This window comes from Streptomyces sp. NPDC002701 (assembly GCF_042889045.1).
Classification (GTDB): Bacteria; Actinomycetota; Actinomycetes; order Streptomycetales; family Streptomycetaceae; genus Streptomyces.
The window spans coordinates 1-21,175 of the sequence record NZ_JBIAQL010000024.1 but is presented as its reverse complement, the minus strand read 5'-3'; the positions used below and the strand labels follow the sequence as shown (position 1 = coordinate 21,175).

The 21,175-nt window shown below is 68.8% G+C and carries 19 protein-coding genes and 1 pseudogene; 12 read left to right on the top strand and 8 right to left on the bottom strand.

All coding sequences use genetic code 11. From position 1 onward, the window contains the following. Nucleotides 1–159: 159 nt before the first annotated feature. Nucleotides 160–1,860 carry a subtype B tannase gene (locus ACFYXC_RS35555; RefSeq protein ID WP_389556557.1) on the bottom strand — a complete coding sequence of 567 codons (1,701 nt, stop codon included), beginning with the start codon at nt 1,858–1,860 and terminating at the stop codon, nt 160–162. A 300-nt stretch (nt 1,861–2,160) separates the two neighbouring features. Between ACFYXC_RS35555 and ACFYXC_RS35550 the strand changes: the two genes are divergently transcribed. From ACFYXC_RS35550 to ACFYXC_RS35515, 8 genes are all read left to right on the top strand, one after another. After that, nucleotides 2,161–2,295: a hypothetical protein gene (locus tag ACFYXC_RS35550; protein WP_389556555.1), complete on the top strand. Its 135-nt coding sequence runs from the start codon at nt 2,161–2,163 to the stop codon at nt 2,293–2,295. A 460-nt stretch (nt 2,296–2,755) separates the two neighbouring features. Continuing rightward, nucleotides 2,756–3,409, top strand: coding sequence for a GntR family transcriptional regulator (locus tag ACFYXC_RS35545; protein WP_389556554.1), 654 nt, complete (start codon nt 2,756–2,758; stop codon nt 3,407–3,409). A gap of 48 nt (nt 3,410–3,457) precedes the next feature. Further along, complete coding sequence (locus ACFYXC_RS35540) at nt 3,458–4,216, top strand: PIG-L deacetylase family protein (protein WP_389556552.1); 759 nt, start codon at nt 3,458–3,460, stop codon at nt 4,214–4,216. Beyond that, the gene (locus tag ACFYXC_RS35535) at nt 4,216–4,911 is read left to right on the top strand and encodes a 4-carboxy-4-hydroxy-2-oxoadipate aldolase/oxaloacetate decarboxylase (protein ID WP_389556550.1); all 696 of its coding nucleotides are present in this window, start codon (nt 4,216–4,218) and stop codon (nt 4,909–4,911) included. The genes ACFYXC_RS35540 and ACFYXC_RS35535 overlap by 1 nt, the downstream gene beginning before the upstream one ends. 23 nt (nt 4,912–4,934) lie before the next feature. Further along, complete coding sequence (locus ACFYXC_RS35530) at nt 4,935–5,990, top strand: 4-oxalomesaconate tautomerase (protein WP_389556656.1); 1,056 nt, start codon at nt 4,935–4,937, stop codon at nt 5,988–5,990. Beyond that, a complete protein-coding gene (locus ACFYXC_RS35525; protein ID WP_389556548.1) occupies nt 5,987–6,940 on the top strand; it encodes a catechol 2,3-dioxygenase in 954 nt (317 codons plus the stop codon). The genes ACFYXC_RS35530 and ACFYXC_RS35525 overlap by 4 nt, the downstream gene beginning before the upstream one ends. Nucleotides 6,941–7,211: 271 nt before the next feature. Beyond that, complete coding sequence (locus tag ACFYXC_RS35520; RefSeq protein ID WP_389556546.1) at nt 7,212–8,525, top strand: MFS transporter; 1,314 nt, start codon at nt 7,212–7,214, stop codon at nt 8,523–8,525. Between the two features lie 164 nt (nt 8,526–8,689). After that, nucleotides 8,690–9,292 carry an aminoglycoside phosphotransferase gene (locus tag ACFYXC_RS35515; protein WP_389556544.1) on the top strand — a complete coding sequence of 201 codons (603 nt, stop codon included), beginning with the start codon at nt 8,690–8,692 and terminating at the stop codon, nt 9,290–9,292. Between the two features lie 1,196 nt (nt 9,293–10,488). Here ACFYXC_RS35515 and ACFYXC_RS35510 read toward each other — a convergent pair. Further along, nucleotides 10,489–11,241, bottom strand: a pseudogene (locus ACFYXC_RS35510) (transposase); the annotation flags it as partial. Between the two features lie 139 nt (nt 11,242–11,380). Then, the gene (locus tag ACFYXC_RS35505) at nt 11,381–11,593 is read right to left on the bottom strand and encodes a hypothetical protein (RefSeq protein ID WP_389556542.1); all 213 of its coding nucleotides are present in this window, start codon (nt 11,591–11,593) and stop codon (nt 11,381–11,383) included. A 218-nt stretch (nt 11,594–11,811) separates the two neighbouring features. On the opposite strand from ACFYXC_RS35505, the gene ACFYXC_RS35500 reads away from it, so the two are divergent. Beyond that, nucleotides 11,812–12,105, top strand: a complete 294-nt coding sequence (locus tag ACFYXC_RS35500; RefSeq protein WP_389556540.1) for a hypothetical protein — start codon at nt 11,812–11,814, stop codon at nt 12,103–12,105. On the opposite strand, the gene ACFYXC_RS35495 is transcribed toward ACFYXC_RS35500, so the two are convergent. Beyond that, nucleotides 12,076–12,564: a hypothetical protein gene (locus ACFYXC_RS35495; RefSeq protein ID WP_389556538.1), complete on the bottom strand. Its 489-nt coding sequence runs from the start codon at nt 12,562–12,564 to the stop codon at nt 12,076–12,078. The genes ACFYXC_RS35500 and ACFYXC_RS35495 overlap by 30 nt on opposite strands. Nucleotides 12,565–13,363: 799 nt before the next feature. On the opposite strand from ACFYXC_RS35495, the gene ACFYXC_RS35490 reads away from it, so the two are divergent. Further along, nucleotides 13,364–13,507 (top strand): hypothetical protein, encoded by a 144-nt coding sequence (locus ACFYXC_RS35490; RefSeq protein ID WP_249954489.1) that lies wholly within the window; start codon nt 13,364–13,366, stop codon nt 13,505–13,507. Nucleotides 13,508–13,569: 62 nt separating this feature from the next. Here ACFYXC_RS35490 and ACFYXC_RS35485 read toward each other — a convergent pair whose 3' ends face one another. The 4 genes from ACFYXC_RS35485 to ACFYXC_RS35470 form a co-directional block, all read right to left on the bottom strand. After that, nucleotides 13,570–14,271 (bottom strand): methyltransferase, encoded by a 702-nt coding sequence (locus ACFYXC_RS35485; RefSeq protein ID WP_389556537.1) that lies wholly within the window; start codon nt 14,269–14,271, stop codon nt 13,570–13,572. A gap of 81 nt (nt 14,272–14,352) precedes the next feature. After that, nucleotides 14,353–15,825 carry an AMP-binding protein gene (locus ACFYXC_RS35480; RefSeq protein WP_389556535.1) on the bottom strand — a complete coding sequence of 491 codons (1,473 nt, stop codon included), beginning with the start codon at nt 15,823–15,825 and terminating at the stop codon, nt 14,353–14,355. Beyond that, on the bottom strand, nt 15,825–16,979 hold the full coding sequence (locus tag ACFYXC_RS35475; protein WP_099965361.1) for an acyl-CoA dehydrogenase family protein: 1,155 nt from the start codon (nt 16,977–16,979) through the stop codon (nt 15,825–15,827). The genes ACFYXC_RS35480 and ACFYXC_RS35475 overlap by 1 nt, the downstream gene beginning before the upstream one ends. Further along, nucleotides 16,976–17,245, bottom strand: a complete 270-nt coding sequence (locus tag ACFYXC_RS35470; protein ID WP_249954491.1) for an acyl carrier protein — start codon at nt 17,243–17,245, stop codon at nt 16,976–16,978. Before ACFYXC_RS35470 ends, ACFYXC_RS35475 begins: the two co-directional genes overlap by 4 nt. Before the next feature lie 1,124 nt (nt 17,246–18,369). Here ACFYXC_RS35470 and ACFYXC_RS35465 point away from each other — a divergent pair. Continuing rightward, a complete protein-coding gene (locus ACFYXC_RS35465) occupies nt 18,370–20,085 on the top strand; it encodes a non-ribosomal peptide synthetase (RefSeq protein WP_099965363.1) in 1,716 nt (571 codons plus the stop codon). Further along, nucleotides 20,082–21,023 (top strand): hypothetical protein, encoded by a 942-nt coding sequence (locus tag ACFYXC_RS35460; protein WP_389556533.1) that lies wholly within the window; start codon nt 20,082–20,084, stop codon nt 21,021–21,023. Before ACFYXC_RS35465 ends, ACFYXC_RS35460 begins: the two co-directional genes overlap by 4 nt. The last annotated feature ends 152 nt before the right edge of the window (nt 21,024–21,175 follow it).

Here is a 21,175-nt window from a genome sequence, read left to right as displayed (position 1 = left end):
CTTCGACAGCCCCCGCAGTACAGCCCGGCCCCACAGCCTGCGCGAGATGTTCACCCGCGCCAGGTTCCGCGACGTCGATCCCACGGGTACCCCGACTACCAGGAATGACGGTTCTCCCGGTCGCCCCGACCCCGCTGGACGTTGCGACCCGGGGCTCCGCTATCCCTTGTGCCGTGCGGTGAGGGGGTTGCCGGCCTTTCTGACGACGCCGTCGATCCAGGCCATGGCCTCGGGCACGTCGTAGTTGCCTGCGTGCGGCTGGTTCCAGGCGAGTTGGTAGTTCAGGCTCTTGACCTGCGGGTCCGCAGCGAGGGCCCGGTCGAGGTTGACCGAGACGGTGAACGCGGTGTCCCGGTCACGGGTGCCGTGGCGGACGTACCAGTTGGGCGCGGTGTCGGCGCTGGTGCCGACGAAGTCCATCGGGTCGATCAGGTGGACCTGGTCGTCGAGGGTGGTGCTCTTCTTGGCGGTGTACTGCTTCCAGGTCAGCCCGGTGTCGTCGAGGCCGCTGCCGTCACCGGGGACGTCGTTGTGGTTCCAGCTGTACTCGGTGTAGTTCAGGTACTTCTGGGTGGGCGGGCCGAAGAGGTCGGTCTCGGTGCCGCTGGTGGTGTTCCCGTTGACACCCACGGCGTCGAAGGCGGGGGTCGTCTTGAGGGTGGCCTGGGTGGCGACGAAGACGAGGTACTTCGCCATGTCGACGGAGCGCACCTTGCCGGCGGAGGCGTCGACGTCGATCCAGTCGTTGACATACGACTTGGTGGTGGGCGGTGTCCCGGGGCCGCCGGACGTGATCTCGAAGATGCCGCCCAGCGGCGGGATGGTGTGGGCGGGATTGGCCTTCAGGTAGGTCTCGGCGGAACGGATGACCTCCTTCCTGATGGTGTCGAGCATGGTGGCGGCGGTGAGCGGCGTGCCGTCGGGGTTGCGCAGCCCGAGGCTCTTCTCGTAGGCCGCGAACTGTGCCGCGATCGCGGTGGCGTCCTGGGGCGAAGGGTTCGAACCGGTGCGGTTTCGGGTGTCGAGGACGTTATACAGCCACTCGTAGGCCGCGTCGGCATGACCGAGGTCGGTGATCGGGCAGTACGCGTTGACGGCAAAGACGTCGTCGCGCAGGGTGCTGCGTCCCTTGGCATCGATGCCGGCGGCGCCGATCGCGGCGAGGTACGGGGTGTACTCGCCGCTGTTGCCGGAAGCACCGAGGATCGACGCCAGCGCGCCGCCGCCGCTGGTGCCGTTGACGACGATCCGCTCCGCGCTGCCGGGCATCGTCGCGTCGTTGAGGCGCAGGTAGCGCACGGCGGCCTTGGCATCGACCACCGCGGCGGGGGCCTTGCCGGGGAACCAGCCGTCGGCGCCGATCAGTCCACGGCTGCGGTTGGCGACGTCGACGAAGACGTACCCGGCTTTCAGCGCGGCGCCGACGTTGCTCGTCGAGCTGTTGTACGAGGTGCCGGCGGTAACGCTCGCCCGTATGTAGCTGGCCTTCCAGCCACTGTTGTTCACCGCGAAGTAGACCGGCGCCCGCTGGTCGCCGAAGGCGCTCTCCGGGACGAACACGTTCATGCTCTGGTAGCCACAGGCGGTGTCGGGGATCGTGGTGCTGCCACCGCCGGGGCCGCCGGGCTGCTGGGCCGCCGCGGCGACCGGCTTGGCTACATAGCAGATCCCCTTGTACCAGCGGACGTTCACCGGTTGGCCGTCCACGGTGACGGTGATCGTCGTGTAGGCGACGGAGTCGAAGGCGAGCGTGGCGTCCTGGGGGTCCGCCGTGTGACCGCGCCCGGCCACCGGAGCCGCCCCCGCGACGGAGGTCGGCACCGCGACCGCCGCGAGCGCGAGGGAACCCGCGAGCGCCACGCCTCTCAGGAGTCGACCGCGGGTCGCGGGGCGCCCTGCCCCCGTACTCGCCGCGTGAGCGAACGTGCCACGTCCAAAGGACGCAGAGAGCCTCTGCATGGGTCTCCCCTCATCGAGCACCAAGTGCTTCACCGATACCTTGAGGTCAAGGCGAGACGCACGGTACAAGATTGTCAACAATATTCCCAGCAATCATGCAGACATTTTTCGGAGATCGACGGGCACGAGCCGGTGTCCCGGCGCGTTCGGTACATCCAACAGCGACACGGTGCCGACAGTCGCCGCGAACCTCGCCTGGCCGTGGACAACCCCGGTGACGACGTCAACCACCCGTATCACTGGGACAAGGACCACGCCGCCACCGAGGATCCGGGTGACTTCATCGAGTGGGTCGCCAAGGTGACGGGCCGCAGGAGCCAGCTACCGACACCGTGACCCCATACGCCCGTGCCGCCGTTCCTTGCCGCGCCGTCCAGACCGCTATGGACGGCCTGGACACGCTGCGGCGATTGCGCCACCACCAGCTGGCCCCTCATGTTCCTCACACCCTTCAACCTTGAAAAGAACGTCTCGCGCAGGCGCGGACTGATCCGGCGCGCGATCACCGCAGGGCAGCGGCTAGCGGGGATGCCGGCAATAACCGCTCCCCCCTCCGCCAGCGACCTGACCCTCAACGAGGGCAGGCACGGGCACGAGGTCTGGCGCCTTGCGCCGCAAAATCGGCCCCGCCGGTGATCCGCATCAGGCTCAACACCGGATGCCCGACCAGGGCGGCTGTCGGGCGCCGCCTGTGACATCCACCATGCCCGCCCTACTCGCAAAAGTGAGAACAGAATCGTTGACAATTCTGTTCGCCTAGATTTAGCGTCGACAGGCACTCACTCAGGGAGGGCAGATGCCGAAGGAAGCCCATCCAGGCTCCGGAGAGCAGGCCAAGCAGTACGCTCTGGAACGCCTCAAGAAGGCGATCTTGCAGGGCGAGATGGCGCCGGCCCAGCGGTTGGTGGAGAACGAGCTCGCCGAGAAGTATGGCGTCACGCGTGCCAGCATGCGTGCCGCACTGCTCGATCTGACCTCCGAGGGGCTGGTCGAGCGGATCCGCAACCGTGGTTCGCGGGTGCGGGTGGTGACGGTCCAGGAGGCCGTGGAGATCACGGAGTGCCGGATGGTGTTGGAAGGGCTGTGCGCGGGCAAGGCGGCGACCGAGGCCACCGACGCGCAGCTCGACGAGCTGGCCGACCTGGGCAAGGCCATGTCCAGGGCGGTCACCGACGGTGATCCGGTCACCTACTCCGAGCTCAACCATGACCTCCATGCCCTGATCCGGGACGCCTCCGGCCAGCACACGGCCGTCGGTCTCCTGGAGCGGCTCAACGCCCAGCTGGTGCGCCACCGCTTCCAGCTGGCGCTGCGGCCGGGCCGTCCGCAGCAGTCCCTGAGTGAGCATCTGGCCGTGGTCGCAGCGATCAGGGCCAGGGATCCGCAAGCGGCCGAGGCGGCCGTTCGCGCCCACCTCAGCAGCGTGATCGACGCCCTGTGCGCCGGCTGAAACGCGCTCCTGGGGCGGGTGCGGCACCTGTCACCAAGGAGATGCAGCATGACCCACGGCAACGGCGCACCCGCCGCCGCTCCGCCCCGATCGACCCTCGTCATCACCGCGCACGCAGGGGACTTCGTGTGGCGGGCGGGCGGAGCCATCGCCCTGGCCGCCTCCCGGGGCGAGAAGGTCACTATCGCGTGCCTGACCTTCGGTGAGCGCGGCGAGTCGGCCAAGGCGTGGCGGGAGGGCAAGAAACTTGAGGAGATCAAGGCGATACGCCGGAAGGAGGCGGAGAAAGCCGCCGCCGTCCTCGGCGCCGAGGTCCGCTTCTTCGACGCCGGCGACTACCCGCTCCTCGCCACGGCCGAGCTGACCGACCGGCTCGTCGCCGTGTACCGGGAGACGCAGCCGGACGTCGTGCTCACGCACCCGGTCGAGGACCCCTACAACGGCGACCACCCGGCCGCCAACCGCATGGCCCTGGAGGCCCGCGTCCTGGCCCAAGCCATCGGCTACCCCGGCGAGGGCGACATCATCGGCGCCCCGCCCGTCTTCTACTTCGAGCCGCACCAGCCGGAGATGAGCGGCTTCAAGCCCGAGGTCCTCCTCGACATCACCGAGGTGTGGGAGACCAAGCGTAAGGCGATGGAGTGCCTCGCAGCCCAGCAGCACTTGTGGGACTACTACACCGACCTTGCCGTCCGCCGCGGCGTCCAGCTCAAGCGCAACGCCGGCCCCAATCTGGGCCTGGCCCACAAGACCATGGCCGAGGCGTACATGCGGCTCTACCCGCAGATCGCGAAGGAGCTCGCCTGATGCCTGGCATGATCGTCACCAACCCGCCCAAGGCCGAGACGCAGGACGTCGAGGCGCTCGCCGGCTACGGGACAGCCACCGTCGGCGAGGCCATGGGCCGCACCGGCTTCCTTGGCACGCATCTGCGCCCGATCCAGCAGGGTGTCCGGGTCGCGGGCACCGCTGTCACGGTGCTGTGCTGGCCCGGCGACAACCTCATGATCCACGCGGCGGTCGAGCAGTGCGGCGAGGGCGACATCCTCGTCGTCACCACCACCTCGCCGTGCACGGACGGCCTGTTCGGCGAGTTGTTCGCCACCGCCCTCGCCCAGCGCGGGGTGCGCGGCGTCGTCCTGAACACCGGTATCCGCGATACCGCCGAACTGCGCGCGATGGGTTTCCCCGCCTGGTCCGCCGCCGTCAGCCCGCAGGGCACGGTCAAGGCGACCGGCGGCAGCGTGAACGTCCCCATCGTGATCGGCGGTCAGGTGATCCGCCCCGGTGATGTGATCGTCGCCGACGACGACGGCGTGGTGGTCGTCCCGCGCGAGCGCGCCCGCGAGACCGCCGATGCATCCGAGGCCCGCGAGCGGAAGGAGGTCGGGGCCCGCGCCGCCTTCTTGGAGGGGCAACTGGGCCTGGACCGGTACGGATTGCGGGAGACCCTCACCCGGCTCGGGGTGACCTACCGATCGTACGAGGAGGTCGAGTCGTGACAGACCTCGCGGGGGTCCGCTGCATGCTGATGCGCGGCGGCACCTCCAAGGGCGCCTACTTTCTGGCAGACGACCTACCTGCCGAAGAGACCGTCCGCGACGGGCTGTTGCTGCGGGTCATGGGCAGCCCGGACCCGCGCCAGATCGACGGTCTCGGCGGCGCCCACCCGCTCACGAGCAAGGTAGCGGTGGTGTCCCCGTCGGCCGATCCCGAGGCCGACATCGACTACCTCTTCCTCCAGGTCGCCGTGGACAAAGCCGAGGTCTCGGACCGCCAGAACTGCGGCAACCTGCTCGCCGGGGTCGGCCCGTTCGCCGTCGAGCGCGGACTCGTGCGCGCGGGGAGCGGTAAGACGTCCGTGCGCATCCGCATGGTGAACTCCGGTGACTTCGCCACGGCGACGTTTCCGACCCCTGACGGCCGTGTCGACTACGACGGCGACACGGAGATCTCCGGGGTCCCCGGGAGTGCCGCCGCCGTCGTCATCGAATTCCCGCCGGGTAAAGGGCAGTTGCTGCCCACGGGGAACGTGCGTGACACGGTCGCCGACACCGAGGTCACGTGCGTCGACAACGGTATGCCGACCGTCCTGATCCCGGCCGAGGCCCTCGACGTCACCGGTCAGGAGGATCCGAAGGAGCTGGAGAGCGACCGGGAACTGACCGCCCGGCTCCACGAGATCCGGCTGGCAGCCGGGCAACTGATGGGACTCGGCGACGTCACCGACACCACCGTTCCCAAGCTCACCCTCCTCTCACCGCCCCGCCACGGCGGCGCCGTCACCACCCGCACCTTCATCCCGGCCCGCGTCCACACCTCCATCGGCGTCCTGGGCGCCGCCGGCGTGGCGGCCGGGCTGCGGATCGAGGGAAGCGTCGCGCACGGCATCGCCGTCCTCCCCGAAGAGGGCGACCGGCTCCGCATCGAGCATCCCAGCGGATTCACAGACATCGAGAGCAGCATCGATCGCGCCCCCGAGGGCGGCCCGAGAGCCCTTCGCACCGCCATCCTCCGCACCGCCCGCAAGATCTTCGACGGTACCGTCTTCCCCGTACCACCCACAGGAGGTCGCTCATGACCCCGCCTCTCGGCGACATCGCCCACATCGGCCACGCCCAGCTGTTCACCCCCGACCTGGACGCCTCCGTCGCCTTCTTCACCGACTTCCTGGGCCTGACCGTCAACGGGCAGGACGGCGACACCGTCTACTTGCGGACCTTCGACGACTACGAGCACCATAGCCTCGTCCTCAGCGCTCGCGATCGGTCCGGCCTCGGCCGCCTCACCCTGCGCACCTCCAGCGAGGAGGCGCTCCGGCGCCGGGTGCAGGCCATCGAAGCGGCGGGCGGCACGGGAAAATGGACCGAGGACGAGCCCGGTCTCGGCCGGCTCTACGTCACCACCGACCCGGACGGCCACGAACATGCCCTTTACTGGGAGAGCGAGCACTACCACGCCCCCCAAGCACTCAAGCCCTCCCTCAAGAACCAGCCACAGGCGAAGCCCAACCGTGGCGTCGGCGTCCGCCGCCTGGACCACATCAACTTCCTCGCCGCCGACGTCCTCGCCAACGCCGAGTGGCAGGAACAGTTCCTCGGCGCCCGCCCCACCGAGCAGATCCGACTCGACTCCGGCAAGATCGCGGCACGTTGGCTGACGTACACCAACAAGTCCTACGACGTCGTCTACACGTCCGATTGGACCGGCAATGAGGGCCGCCTGCACCACATCGCCTTCGCCACCGACACCCGCGAGGACATCCTGCGCGCCGCCGACCTCGCCATCGACACCGGCGTCTTCATCGAGACGGGACCGCACAAACACGCCATCCAGCAGACGTTCTTCCTTTACGTCTACGAACCTGGCGGCAACCGCATCGAACTCTGCAACCCGCTCACCCGCCTCGTCCTCGCCCCCGACTGGCCGCTCATCACCTGGACCGAGGAGGAGCGCAAGAAGGGCCAGGCGTGGGGTCTGAAGACCATCGAGTCCTTCCACACGCACGGCACGCCGCCCGTGCAGCCCTGATGTGATCTCTCCTCCCAGGCCCCGGGGAACGGCTACCCGTATCCCGGGGCCGAATCGTTGCCTGGATTGTTAACAAAAGTGTTGACGTAGCGGGCTGCGGCTTCTTAACGTCTACGCCACAGCGAGCTCGAGGCTCCCCGCGCGGAGTCCGCAGCTCAGGGGCATGCTCCGTCCGTTCTCCCCACCGGATGCGCGAGCCGCACCAGCCCCACTGCCCATGCAGCCAGGGACCAGGGCCCTGTCCTGACGTCCCGCACGAGAGGAAACAACGATGTCCTCCTCCGCCACCTCCCCGCTCGCCCAGGCGACCGGGACAGCGACCCGCCGTAGCCGCACCGTCGTCATCGCCATGTGCTGGGGACTCGTCCTCCTCGACGGCATCGACACGTTCATCTACGGCGCCGTGCTTCCGAAGATGCTCGGCGGCCACAGCCTCGGCCTCACCCCCGACGTCGCGGGCACGATCGGCAGTTACGCCAACTTCGGCATGCTGCTCGGCACGATCCTGTCCGGCATGGCCTCGAACTGGGTCGGCCGCCGCGTCACCGTCTTCGTCAGCGTCGCGATCTTCACTCTCGCCACGCTAGGCACCGGCTGGTCCCAGTCCTCGGGCCAGTTCGGCTTCTTCCGCTTCGTGTGCGGCTTCGGCCTCGGCGCGCTGCTGCCGATTGCAATCTCGTACGGCATGGAGTTCACCTCGCGCGGCCGCCGCGCCCTCGCCACCGGCATCATCATGACCGCCCACCAGACCGGCGGCGCCCTGGCCCCGCTGATCGCCCTCTGGCTGGTCGACGACCACGGCTGGCGAACGGCCTTCATCGTCTCCGCGCTGCCCGCCCTGATCCTGCTCCCGGTCGCCTTCAAGCTACTGCCCGAGTCGCCCACCAACCTGCTCACCCGCGGCCGCCGCGGCGACGCCGAGCTGCTCGCCGCCGCCTACGGCACCGAGCTGACCGAGCCGAAGGCGGACCGCGGGGACAAGCTGGACGCGCTGAAGAACCTCTTCCGCAACCGCCAGTGGTCCACCACTCTGTGCTTCTGGCTGACGTCCTTCGCGGGTCTGCTCCTGGTCTACGGAGTCGGCCAGTGGCTGCCGAAGATCATGATTGACCTCGGTTACGACACAGGCGACTCGCTGCTCTTCTCGACGTTCCTGAACGTCGGCGGCATCTGCGGCATGCTCATCGCCGGCCGCACCGCCGACCGCATCGGCCCGCGCAAGGTGGTTATCGCCTGGTTCATCCTGACCGCCGTCTTCGTCTACCTCATGGGCGTCGAGATGTCGGTCGGCCTCCTGTACGCGGTGGTCTTCTTCGCTGGACTGCTGCTCTTCTCCGGCCAGACCATGGTCTACGCGACGGTCGGCACCCACCACAACGACGAGGACCGCCCCACCGCCCTCGGCTGGGTCGCTGGCATGGGCCGTTTCGGCGCCATCTTCGGCCCGTGGATCGGCGGCGCCCTCATCGAGGCGGGCAACTCCGACATCGGCTTCACAATGTACGCGTGCGCCGCGCTCTTCGGCGCGCTCATGATGACCGCGGCTGCCCTCACCATCAAGGCGCGCACGGCCGCGAAGGTCTGACCGCAGGCAGATGGAAAAGACCCGCCAGCGCCGGGAGCGCATGAGGAGTCGTCGCACCACGTGGTCGTGTGATCAGGCCGCAAGCAGTCTCTGCAGCCGCAGACGTCGAGAGCGGTGTGGTTGGGCATTCTGATCTTCCAGTTGGCGGGCATGGTGCCCGAGCCATGGACGACCACTCGCTCCTTGGTGGTGCGCTCCGGGGTGAGGCTGCCCAGGGTCGCTACGAGGGCCGTCGCCATCTCCTAGCCCTCGCCGACTACACGCCCGGCTCCACTCACCTGCAACTCGTCCTCCAAGCCATGTGGAGCCTCTCCTCCATCACCGCCCCCTCATCAGTCACCCTGCCGACGATGCCCCAGCGGATGAACACCTACGTCGATGACCCCCACGTCCTGAAAACGTTCGGCGGCCCGACCCTGCTGCACACCGACTGGAAACCCGACAACATCCTCATCACCAACGGCCGGGCCCGCCTGGTCGACTGGGGATGGGCCACCCGCGGCGCCGCCTGGATCGACCCCGCCCTATGGGTGATCTGGCTCATCGCCTGCGGCCACACCCCCCAAGAAGCCGAGGAACACGTACACCCCCACCCCGCCTGGAACACAGCACTCGTCGCATCCGTCGACGCCTTCGCACGCGCTCAAGAACGGATGTGGCAATCGATCGCCGCCACCGACACCCCAGACGAATGGACCCACACCATGCACCACGCCGCCACAGCATGGGCCAAACACCGCCAACGACACCCCGCACCGAGAGCGTAAATCTCACGGCGGACCCGACGACCATGGCAGAGACATCACCTGACTGACACCACCGTAAAGCCGGAGACCACGCAGCCTGTCGAGAGCGCACACCCAGAACAACCTGCGCCTGTGCCCGACAAGCAGCCGGCCGCAATACTGGTCGACTGCACATACCCGATGGCCTCGGTCCACAGCATGGGAGCATCCCCGCAGACGCGGGGTCGACCATCTCACGTGCCGCATCCATGCGCTCGACCGCAGAAGATCCTCGCGGGCGCGGGATCGACTGGTGGACGAGCGGCAAGTCCCGCAGGGCCAGCGGAGAATCCTTGCGGGCGCGGGGGTCGACTCGACCCCCACGCCGTGGGCTGCGGCGAGGGCCGGAGCAACCCCGTCGGCGCGGGGTCGACTGCGTCGCGGCCGGCCCCGGCGCCGGCTTCTTCGGAGCATCCCCGCAGGCGCGAGGTCGACTGCATGACGACCGCGGCGATGCGGATCGGCACCGGAGGATCCCCGCAGGCGCGGGGTCGACGTCGGCGCCACAGGATCAGCACCGTCACGGCGCCGCTGCCCACCTTGTAGGCAACCCCGATGAGAAAGTGGTAATGGACACTGCGTCCACCGCTTTCGCGCCATTTCAGCAGGTGACTGCGGATAGGCACCAGAATTCTTTCCACCCGGCGAGGATGCTCCGGATCCGAATTCGCGCTACGCTCGCTCATGCTGTCCTTTACGTTCCGTTGCGTTCAGGGGCATGCGCGAGGAGCCCTCCCAACTCAGTGGCCTGAGAAACCCGTTGGGGACTAAGGGCTCCTTCGTGCATTTGGGAGTGTAGGACGTTCCACGGCTCCGCTGTACTGCCTAGGCAGGGAGTACAGCGCTCACCCATACGTCCGCTGGTGTCGCACCTTTCACTTTCACTACACTCTCAATGCAGTCTCACCATATTCTGGCTGCACTCTGCCTACGAATCCGCAGGTCACGAATTCCGTCGTGTGACAGTGCTCACCTTAGGGTGTTAGCGCATCGGTCGCGGATGCCGCCGGTTCCTTTCAGCCGCCTGTGTTTCAGTGAGCACTCGTGAGTTCCGGTGAGCGATGCCGAGCCGTTCCGAGCCGTTCCGAGGCGGTTCCGCTTCAACGAAGGCGGTAAATGGGCCCTTACTCCGGATGCCGGTTGATCGGCGGGCGATGGCCTGGCTATCGCTCACGGGTTCCGGAATCGGGCGACCGCTGTCGTCCTGCTGGTTGCTGTCCGGCGGTGGGGGGAAGTCGTCTGCGATTCTGACCTTCGGATCGCATCCTGGCCAGCACTTGGACCGGTAGGTCTTTGAGGAGGAAGCCGAGGCGGGGTGCGTCGTATCCGGCGTCTGCGACGATGAGGATGTCGGGATCACCGGTCTGCCACTGCCCCGCTGTGATCAGTCGCTGAAGCAGATCGCGCAGCTTGCGGGACGTGACGGTGGCGGTGTCGTCGCCGGGCGTCAGACGCAGAGCGTCCAGCGGGGCGGTCCATGAACTGCGGCCCGGTTCCAGCGCGCAGATGATCGAGTAGGGCCAGCCGGGGACCGGGATGTGCTGGTCCTTGCCCCAGCCGTAGGTGTGGCACAGGATCCGCTGCGGTGAGGTGTGGGCGTCGGGCCGCAGCCAGCAGGTGACGTCGATGGCCAGGACCAGTCGGCCGTCGGCAGCCCGCGGCAGTGGTACTTCGGCCAGTGCCCGCCGCAGCCGGTCGGCATCGATGCGTCCACGGGCCACTGCGGCGTAGAGCCCTCCATGGCCGCGTCGGTGTTCACCCACCAGCGACAGCTCGGCCAGAGACCTCACCGGCCCGTCGCCGCACAGAACGGCATCAGCCAGCTCGAACAACGCGTCCGAACGGGTGGTCAGGCAGGAGTAGAACTCGCCCCGGAAGCATGACAGTTGTGCCAATACGTCAGACCGGGCGTCGTGATGCAGCAGACTCATCCTCACGGCCTTCGTTCTGAATGTGTGTGTTCCTTGGTCGGAGCACATGTTCAGACGAAGGCCGCCTCCGTGTATGGCAGTTACCGAACCGGGTGATCAAGTTCGACCTGCCATTCGATGCCGGACGTTAAAGAGCAAGCTAGGCGGAGGGGTCTTCGGGGAGCCAGCCGACGTAGACGCCGCCGTCCGGGCTGGTCGCGTGGACGTTGGCCTCCGGGGTCTCGGCGATCGTCCAGCCGAGAGCGTCCAGGAGGTCGAGCACCGGAGCGGCGCAGTGGTCGGAGGAGAGCCAGTGGCGGTCTTCCACGGCGGGGCGGACGACGGCGGGCAGGAGGGTGGCAGAGGCGTTCACGGTTGGACGATCCATTCGTTGACCTGCGGGTTTCCCGACACCCGTACGTTGGCATGCAGCATGCCGAAGTGCGTAGTCGTTTCCCCGGGGATGCCGTCTGCCGTGGGCGAACTGGAGACCACAGCCGAGCGGTCGGCTGGCCGGGAATGGATCTGCGACCGCGGTTGTCGTACCTGGGTTGCGGTGAGGGACCGCACGTCGGTGAAGGGGAGCAGGGGATGGCCGAGGCGAGCAGACACTGGGACGGCGCCGGACTGGAACGCAAGATCCGCGCCGCCGGACGGGCCTGGACCGTGGGCGACATCGCGATGGTCGCCGACGGCCAGTGGGGAGTCGGCGCACAGCCCGACCGGTGGCCGGACGAGGAGACGGTGGAGCGCCGGGTCGCCGAAGGCCGGCGCGTGGAGCTGACGGTGGAGGAGCTAGCGCGGTGGGCCCCCGGGCCGAAGAGGGCCCCCGCGACGAGAATCGGAGCGAAGCCTTCAACGTCGGGGCCCCGTTGTGGGCTCTGACGGACCTACGACCGCCGCCGGAGAGGACGGTTCGGGCACGGCCCCCGGGGCGTGCCGCGTCTGCCCGGAGCGGGCGACAGCGGCCTGAGCCAGCCGAACCGCCGATGCCGCAACCTCGGGTCCGGCGGCCTCCCGAGCCTCCACCACGCGCCGGATCGCCTGGAGGTACGCACGGCTCTCCGCGTGGGCGACGCGGGGCTTGACCGCCGTTTCGGTGATCCGGTCGAGTTCGTAGAAGTCAGGCACGTACCCATGCCGCGACAGGGCGTGAAGGTGGTCCTGGTGAACGGTTACCGCGCTGTCCGTGATGGCCAGGGCCGCGCGGGTGTGCATGGCGCAGCCCAGGAGCGGGTCCTCGCTGGGGCGGCGGACCCCTAGGACCTCAAGAGCTTCGATGGGCTGGCCCCAGGTGTTCTCGATCATGGCCGTGGCCTGGTCGAGCATGGTGGTGGTGGGCATGGTGGAACTCCTGTTGGGCGGGGACGGTCGCGAGTGGAGTGCGGCCTGGGGTGGGAGTCAGCGTCCGCGCCGGGGCCTCGGCGAGCTGGCCGGCAGCCGGGCAGAGGTCGCGGGCGCGGGGTGTCCCGTCCGTTTCTGCGCCGCCCCCGTGGAGCGGCTCTGCGCGGCCATCACCCGGAGGTCGGCTGCTGTGCGTGGTGCCCGCGCGGCACGGTGTACGGCCTGGGTCACCGCGGTGCGGCGTACGTCCAGCGGAGTCGGAGCGCGCGAAACCTGAGCCTCGGCGATCGGCGTGGCCGAAGCGACAGGGGTCATCGACCCGGCCGCGGTCGTGGACTGGGGTGAACCCGCGGCGGGTCACCGCCCGGGACAACCCGGCGGTCAGCCCGGTGTTGTCCGCGATCAGGCGCAGCACCGGCGACCCGGTGTGCGACCCCGTGCCCATCGACGTCGACCGTCAGATCTTTCGACCACGCGCTGTCGTGCACCTGAAAGGTGCTCCTCGTCCTGGGTGTCCTGCAGTCTCAGCAGATCGCATTACCCCAGCTCAGGGGCACTTTTCCTTGTTCCGGCACGCCACCTTCAAGATCACGGCGAATGGCGGAGGCAGGCACGGTCGTCCGGATGGGGGATCCGTCGAGTTCCGCTGCCGGCGGCCGAGGCGGGCCGGTGGGCTCGGGTCGCCCGGCGCCGCCGGCCCAGGACCCGTCGAGGCACCGTCGGGCGACGTCCGCGATCCGCGGATCGGCACCGGTGGCCGCGGCAGCGCTGAGCTCGTGGGCCCGAGGACCTCCGCGGCATGGCGACGGACCAGGCGCGAAGGGGAGATCAGCGCGGCGAACTCCGTGTCGGCCAGCGCTCACCGACCGTCGTCGTCAGGCCGACCGCGGACCCGACGGCGGCCGACCGCGACGTCCCCGCCGCGCAGCTCCTCTCCGCGTGATCGCGCGCCGCGACCAGCACGATGGTCGCCACCCCGCCGGCGCAGGTCGAGCACCGAGCACCCTAGGCGGGAGAGGTCTCCCGGATCTCCAGGAGGTAGTGCGGGTGACTTCCTTCATCGTCGGTGGCCAGGAGTTCCAGGCTCAGGCCGAGGCCCGCTGCCTTCTCCTTGATGAACTCGAGATCCCCGTTACCGCAGAACCCGATCAGGAGCCGACCTCCGGGTCGGAGATGGTTCCGGCCCAGTTCGAGGTACCGCAGGTGACTGGCGTAGCCGGGATCGAAGATGGCTCTCTCGTGGCGCGAGATGGCCGCATCCTCGTCGAGGATCTCCCCGGAATCCGGAAGGGCGCCGTTCGAGTTCCAGAAGATGAGATCGAACTGCGAGTCCGAGACCCCGTCGAACACATCGCTGTAGACGAACGTCGTCGCGTCCTCGACGCCGTGCCGACGAGCGTTCATCTGCGACGCGGCCAGTGCGTTGGGATTGATGTCGACGCCCGTGGCCTCCTGGCAGAGACCGTTCTTGACGGCGAGCACCGACAACGCACCGGCGCCGCAGCCGACCTCCAGGAAGGAGTGGACCGGCGGAAGAGCGCTCAGCTGCCGCCGGAAGAACTCGCTCGATCGGACCAGGTGCATGGGATACACGCTGGGGAGCACGGTCCAGCCGAGGCCACCGAACTCGACCTCGGTCTCCTGGGTCACCTCCCACGAGCTGACGCCGAGCGCATCGTCGGGTACCGACTCGGCCGATGTGTTCATTGGAATCTCCTAGCGAGGTCGGAGCTACGGGTTGCAGCGAGCCGGGGACCTGGGAGCGGCCGCGATGCCTGGGGATCCGGTTCAGACCGCGAGCTCGGTGGCACGGTCCCGGTAGTAGCGGCGGTCGATCTTGCCGTTGGCGTTGAGCCGCGGCTCGTCGACGACGATCAGGTGCTTCGGACACATGTAGGCCGGCAGCACCTCCTCGATCAGGAGGAGCGGATCCTCGGCCGCCGGCGCCGGCGACACGAACGCGAGGATCGTGTTCCTCCGCTGGACCGCGACCGCGGTGGCCACTCCGAGCAGGGCACGAATCGCCTGTTCCACCTCGGCCGGCTCCACCCTGAAGCCGCCGACCTGCAGCTGATCGTCGCGTCGGCCGATGTAGGTGAGACCGTCGACGCCCGACCGGACCAGGTCGCCGGTCCGGTACCAGCGACCGCCCGGCGCGTCCGTCTCCGTGAACGCTCCGTCGTCCTGGCCGGGGTCCACGTAACCGCCGAACATCTGAGGTCCTCGCAGCAGGAGCTCACCGGCCTCAGCCGGACGGCCGTCGGCGTCGACGACAGCGATCTCGACGCCCTCGAAGGGGTGTCCGATGGGAACGGTGGGGCCGTCCAGCGGTGGGTCGGAGCGGAACTCGAACGCGGTGCAGAACATCGTCACCTCGGTCGGACCGTAGTTGTTGACGACGGCGGAGCCGGGTGCGGCCCGCGACCAGGCGGTGGCCGCGTCGACCGTCAGGGCCTCACCGCAGAACATGCTGATCCGCAGGCCGGGCAGGCACCCCGGGACCAGCGACCCGGCATCCCTCGCCAGGCCGATGGCCGACGGCACCGACGTCCACACGGTGATCCCGTAGCGGGCCGCGAACCGCGCCGGATCCCCCATGGCGAACACGGAGGCCGGCACGATCGCGCATCCCTGCGACCAGGCCAGGAACAGCGACGCCAGAGCGAGGTCGAAGGTCAGGTCGCAGGTCAGAGCCGACCGGTCCGGGGGACCCATCGGATAGCGGGCGACAGCGGCGTCGAGGAACGCGTCGACGTTGGCGTGGGAGATCGACACGCCCTTCGGGCTCCCCGACGAACCGGACGTGAAGAGCACGTACGCGATCTCGGAAAATCGCCGGCCGAGTCCGGCGTCGCTGACCGGCACCGGGGCGTTGGGATCCGCCCACAGCACCGGAACCGGATGGGCGGCGAGGATCGCAGCGACCAGCTCCTGGTCGGCGGTCACATCGGCGATGAGCACGCCCACCCCGGTCACGGCCATCGCGCCCGCACTGCGCACGGCCGGGAACGCCGGATTGACCGGCACGAACGCGGCATCGGCGTACAACGCCGCGAGCACGCCGATGCAGCCGGTCGCGCTGCGTCCTGCGAGCACGGCGACCGCAGCGGGACGGCTGCCGTCTCGGGAGCGCAGCCCTGCGGCCCAGTGCCGGGCGAGCGCGTCGACCTCGGCGAACGTCCACGAACGATGCGGTTCCACGATGGCGGGTTCGTCCCGGTGGTCGGCCAGCACAGCCAGGAACCGGTCCTCCAACCGCATCAGAACGACTTCCCCACGAGCATGAGCTGCCCGTTGTTGCCGTTGATCCGATCGTTGTTGACCATGAGAGCAGCGCCGTACGCATCGCGCAGGATCCGGGCCACGCTGTAGGGGCCGTCGCAGCGGTAGCCGGCGATGCCGCAGATCGACATGGCCGCTGCCGCGATCTCCACCACCAGCGTCGAGGCGGAGACCTTGAGGCTGTTGAACTCGACCACCGTCGACATGCGCGAGAGCTCGTGGGGGACGGCGGCGAGTTCCTTGAAGCGGCCGACCCCGGCGCCCACGAGTGCCCGCATCTGGTGCAGCCGAGCTGTCGCCTCGGCGAGCCGCACCGTGCCGAGCGGCACCACCTCCGGCTTCTTCCGGGCGGACGCCTGGACGAACAGCCGGGCCCTCTCGACGGCTTCCTCGGCCAGCCCCAGCCACGCCGCCGCCCAGAGGACGTGGGACACCGGCAACATCGTCTGGGCGCTGATGACGGCGTACGGGGTGGTCATGACGGCGTCCCCGTCGCCTTCGGCCAGCAGCGCGTAGCCGTGGCTGCACGTGCCGCGCATGCCGAGCACGTCCCAGACGACGTTCTGCTCCAGGGTGACGCCGTCCCGGTCGCAGAGGACCAGAACCTGGTCCTGCGGATCGCTGGCCGCGTCCCGCCGGGCGGTCACCAGGATGATGTCGGCGTGTCCACCGTACGAGATCACGGACGCCTGCTTCGCCAGCCGGAAGCGGGTGCCGACCCGCTCGACGAAGCAGGAACTCGTGCGCACGTCACCCCCGACGCTCGCCTCCGTCGTGGCCGACGCGACCAGCAGTTCCTCGGCGGCGATGCGCCGCAGAGCACGCTGGACCGCCTCGTCCTCAGAGTGTCGGACCAAGGACGCGATCTGGCTCTGGTGCATCGCGAAGATCAGGCCGGTGGATCCGCACTTCCGGGCGAGCGCAGTGGTCGTCCGCGCCACCGTGCCGATGCCCTGGTCGCCGCCGCCGAACCCGGCCGGGACACCCATGGACAGCAGGCGACCGCTCCGCAGCGCCTCCACCGCCTCGACCGGGAACCGCGACTCACGGTCGACCTGCTCCGCGTGCGCCGCGGCGACGTCCGCGACCGCGGTGACGGCCTCGGAGGTCGCCTGCGCCGCGACGGTGTTCATGACGCGATGTCCAGATCCGGGCGCAGGGCCGCGACGGCAGCGGCGATGGAGGCGGGGGTCTCGAAGGTCTCGGGAACCAGGAACCCGTCCGGGAGGTCCACCTGGAACTCTCGCTCCATCCGCATCGCCAGCCGGACCATGCCCAAGGAGTCCAGACCCAACCTCGAAAGAGGTTCGTGCTGACCGATGACCATGTCGTCCCCGATATTCGGCAGGTGCGCGCGGAGCAGTCGATCCAGGATTGATGCGATAGATTCGTTGGACAAGGACTACATCCCTCCCATGGCCGCAGGACGCCGTCACCGATACTCGTCGAGGTGGCTGGCCGAAGAGCCACCAGCGGCTAATCGCGCAGATTCCCTGCCTTCCGGGCTGCAGGCTACAGCATCACGGGTCTTCGGGAAATGGGGTGCACGCAGGCCCGGGCCAGCCCGGCGCGAGGGAACCGGGTCGGCGTGATGAGGCGCGCCACCAGTGACCGATGATGCAGGTTCGCACGCCGCGATCGACGCCGGCGGGAAGCCTCGTCGACGGGTCCACCCTCGATCTGTCGCACCGAGTCCGCTGTGATCCTGCCGTGCATCTATTGGCCTTCGCGGCCGTTCCGCTGATTGTGGGTGTTCGGAACCGACCAGCTCGGCGCGGTCCTGGTCGACGCAGGCGGTGACGTGCCGTCGGTGGGCCCACCAGGACACGTCGACCCGCGGTGGAACGCAGCAGGGCGTCCGCGGCGCCCGGTCAAGTCCTGCCGGTCGCGCCGGCGGCCCGGACCGAGCTCCTGACCGGCGAGGGCGACGACGTGGAGGGCTCCGTCACCCCGGCCGTCCGTGCCGCCCGATCCGGCGCCCAGCACCAGCTCACCGGTGGTCGCGACCGCGATCCGGCGGAGCCTTCGGCCTCCTCGGCGCACCGGCGAACACGCACCGGGATCCGCCGTCGATCTCCGCTCCCGCCGCGCCGCACCGCGTCCCGGTCCCCGGAACACGGCTCGACGGACGTCCGGTCGGCGGCGCCTGGCGACACCCCGCTCTCGTCCGGCCCGTGCATCCTCGCCCCGACCGGGAAACCGCTCTCCACGCATCGTTCCCCGGCCCGCTGTCGAGCATCGACGCGGTGATCGACGGCTCTTCGCGCAGCCCGAGAACGGGTGGGCGACGAACTGGGACGGCCTGTCACGAACGCACCACGAACGACATTGCGCGACGCCCGAGACCTTGACGTCATGACAATGCTTTTGATTTCGTGAACTGACCCAGATATGCGGCGCGTCGCGTTCCCCAACATCCCGCACTCGATTGTTCGGCACACCCGGACCCACGTGGTTCGTGCAAGCTCCCAGTCTGGTCGCCGCCGTGCTCGTCGTTCGTCCCACACTCTAAGAGGTACGCCTGTGACAGCAACGCTGATAGACCTGTTCGCGGTCGCAGCGAGGAAGTACGCGGACCTCGATGCAATTCATGTCAACGATGCTTCCGTCACCTACGCGGAGTTCGACGCCCGTGCCAACGCGGTGGCGGAAGCACTGCTCGACCGCGGTGTCGAGCACGGTGACTCGGTGGCCGTCTGCCTCGACCGCTCGGTCGAGTACGCCGCGGCCGTGGTCGGTATCCTCAAGGCGGGAGCCGTCTGCCTCCCGCTGAGCCCGGACGAGCCGTCCGAGCGCAACCAGGAGATCCTGCGGAACGGGGCCGCTGCAGCGCTCATCGCGCCCCGCGCCGCGGCCGAGCGGCTCGACTTCGCGCACCCGCACTTCGAGGTGTCCGATCGCGTGTCGACGACCGCGCCGGCCGTCGTCACGGTGCCGGGCGACGCAGCCTTCATTTTCAGCACCTCGGGCTCGACCGGCCGGCCGAAGCAGGTGACTCTGTCCCACGAGAACTGCGCGGTCCAGATCCCGTGGATCGTCGACGCGTTCGGCGTCGGCCCCGGCGATCGCCACCTGCTCAAGATGTCGGTGAACTTCGTGGCCCTCGTGCACGGCCTGCTCTGGCCGCTGCTGACCGGCGGCAGCACGGTGGTCGTCCCTCCGGGCCGACAGACCGACCTCGGCTACCTGGCGAGGTTGACGGCCAGGAAGCAGATCACCATCTCCACCTTCATCCCGTCGGTCATGCGCTTGTTCCTCGAACAACCCGAGGCCGCGAGCTGCACCGCGGTGCGCCATGTCCTGTGTGCGGGCGAACCCCTGCCCCCGGCCCTGCAGCAGAGGTTCTTCGCGATCTTCCCGGAGACTGCGCTGCACAACGTGTTCAGCAGCAGCGAGGTGCCGGTGGTCTCGCACTGGCGGTGCAAGCCGGGCGAGGAGCGCCCCGCACCGATGGGCTACCCGGTCACGGACATCGTCGACGTGCGCGTGCTGAACCCCGACCACACTCCGACAGCTCCGGGCGAGATCGGCGAACTGCACGTCAGCGGACCCGGTGTCACCCTGGGCTACTTCGGCCAGGCCGAGCTCAATGCCGGCCAGTTCTCCGAGGTGGGTTTCCGCACGGGGGATCTGGTCCGTCAGGACGCGGATGGTCTCCTGACCTCAGCAGGACGAGCCGATCACCTCGCCAAGGTCAGGGGGTTCCGCATCGAACTCGGCGAGGTGGAGGCCAGCCTCGGGACGCACCCGGACGTCCGTCAAGCCGTCGCGGTGGTGCGCGAATCCGAGGGCCAGAGCCAGCTGGTGGCCTACGTCGTGGGCCGGGCCGGGCGCCGAGAACTGCGCGAGCACCTCGCGAGCCGACTCCCCGAGTACATGGTTCCCGCCCGGTTCATCAACCTTCCCGAGATTCCGCTCTCGACGAACGGCAAGGTCGACCGGGGAGCACTTCCCGAGCCCCGCGAATCACCGGTGGAGCGGACCCGCCCGATCGTCGCGCCGCGTGACGACATGGAGGCGGAGATACTCCGGATCTGGCAGCAGGTGCTCGACCTCGACGACATCAGCGTCCAGGACTCCTTCACCAAGGACCTCGGTGGTGACTCGTTGCAGGCGGTCGACGTCGCCAGCAGGTTGGACAGCCTGCTGGCGACCGAGCTGCCGTTCGAGGTGTTCCAGGGAGCGGAGACGATCGAAGAACTCGCCTCCGCCTGCCGCCGCCACCTCGCTCGACGATGACCACGGGGGCGGGTGAAGCCTGGCCCGACATCTTCCTGACCCGGATCGGCGTCGCGGTCGGAGAGTCGAACGACATCGCGGTGCTGCCCGAAATCTTGTCGTCGGAGGCGCTGGAGCAGCTGACGCGAGGCGGGCTGGCGCACTTCCGGCAGTCCGACCGGCAGGCATGGCAGCTGGCAGCAGACAGCGCGACGTCGACGCTCGATCCGTCCTCCTCGACCGCAGCCGTCGATCTGGTCGTCTACGCGACCAACACGTTCTGGGACAGCGCCGACCCCGAGCTGGACGCGGCGCGGTTCCTTCAGGCCATAGGACTGAACCGCACCCCGCTGATCGGCGTCGGCCTGGCCAACTGCGCGAACCTGGCCGCCGCCGTGCGCACCGCGGTGGCCTGCTTGCGCGGCGGCGACGCCACCACCGCGCTGGTCGCCACCACCGATGTCTGCCGACCGGGGCAACGCCTGCTCGGTGGCGGCATCGGGGTGCTCAGCGATGGCGCTGCCACCTGCGTCGTCAGTACCCGTCGCCCCGAGCACGGTCTGCAGCTGCTCGGCACGACCATGACCGTCGAGGCAGGACTGCATGCTCTGACGTCGGAGTCCGAGCCGATGGCGATGGCCATGGCGACGGCCCGCGGAGTGCGCCGGGCAGCCGCGGAGCTCTACGAGAGGACCGGGCTCGGTCCGGCAGACTTCTCCTACCTCGTCACCAACAACTACCTCGAGCCCACGCTGAGGACCTTCGCGAACGCGGCGGAGGTGCCGTTCGACCGGACCTACCGGGGCACCGTGGCGGGCTACTCCCACTGCTTCGCGGCAGACGCTCTCATCAACGTGTCCGCGATGGCGTCGGAGAGCATCATCGAGCCGGGCGATCGGATCCTGGCCATCGTTTCGGGCTACAACTCGTGGGGATGCATGGCTTTCTCGGTCGTCTGAGGCGGGGGTGCAGCCGCCTGATCGTCCTGGGACCCGGCGCACAGCGGACGAAGCCGCCTAGTACTCCAGCAGGATTTCGCTGTCTGACCTGGTCTTTCGCCGGGTGGCGGGAGTGTAACGGGACTTCGGTCGTGCGGGGGCGGTCTCACGGA

Coding starts and splice junctions, on each gene's coding strand:
- ACFYXC_RS35480 (WP_389556535.1), bottom strand. CDS start 15,825: ATGCGGTTGGAGGACCGGTTCCTGGCTGTGCTGGCCGACCACCGGGAC.
- ACFYXC_RS35515 (WP_389556544.1), top strand. CDS start 8,690: ATGGACGACCACTCGCTCCTTGGTGGTGCGCTCCGGGGTGAGGCTGCC.
- ACFYXC_RS35490 (WP_249954489.1), top strand. CDS start 13,364: ATGGCGACGGACCAGGCGCGAAGGGGAGATCAGCGCGGCGAACTCCGT.
- ACFYXC_RS35530 (WP_389556656.1), top strand. CDS start 4,935: ATGCTGATGCGCGGCGGCACCTCCAAGGGCGCCTACTTTCTGGCAGAC.
- ACFYXC_RS35520 (WP_389556546.1), top strand. CDS start 7,212: ATGTCCTCCTCCGCCACCTCCCCGCTCGCCCAGGCGACCGGGACAGCG.
- ACFYXC_RS35545 (WP_389556554.1), top strand. CDS start 2,756: ATGCCGAAGGAAGCCCATCCAGGCTCCGGAGAGCAGGCCAAGCAGTAC.
- ACFYXC_RS35540 (WP_389556552.1), top strand. CDS start 3,458: ATGACCCACGGCAACGGCGCACCCGCCGCCGCTCCGCCCCGATCGACC.
- ACFYXC_RS35475 (WP_099965361.1), bottom strand. CDS start 16,979: ATGAACACCGTCGCGGCGCAGGCGACCTCCGAGGCCGTCACCGCGGTC.
- ACFYXC_RS35485 (WP_389556537.1), bottom strand. CDS start 14,271: ATGAACACATCGGCCGAGTCGGTACCCGACGATGCGCTCGGCGTCAGC.
- ACFYXC_RS35525 (WP_389556548.1), top strand. CDS start 5,987: ATGACCCCGCCTCTCGGCGACATCGCCCACATCGGCCACGCCCAGCTG.
- ACFYXC_RS35460 (WP_389556533.1), top strand. CDS start 20,082: ATGACCACGGGGGCGGGTGAAGCCTGGCCCGACATCTTCCTGACCCGG.
- ACFYXC_RS35495 (WP_389556538.1), bottom strand. CDS start 12,564: ATGCCCACCACCACCATGCTCGACCAGGCCACGGCCATGATCGAGAAC.
- ACFYXC_RS35535 (WP_389556550.1), top strand. CDS start 4,216: ATGCCTGGCATGATCGTCACCAACCCGCCCAAGGCCGAGACGCAGGAC.
- ACFYXC_RS35500 (WP_389556540.1), top strand. CDS start 11,812: ATGGCCGAGGCGAGCAGACACTGGGACGGCGCCGGACTGGAACGCAAG.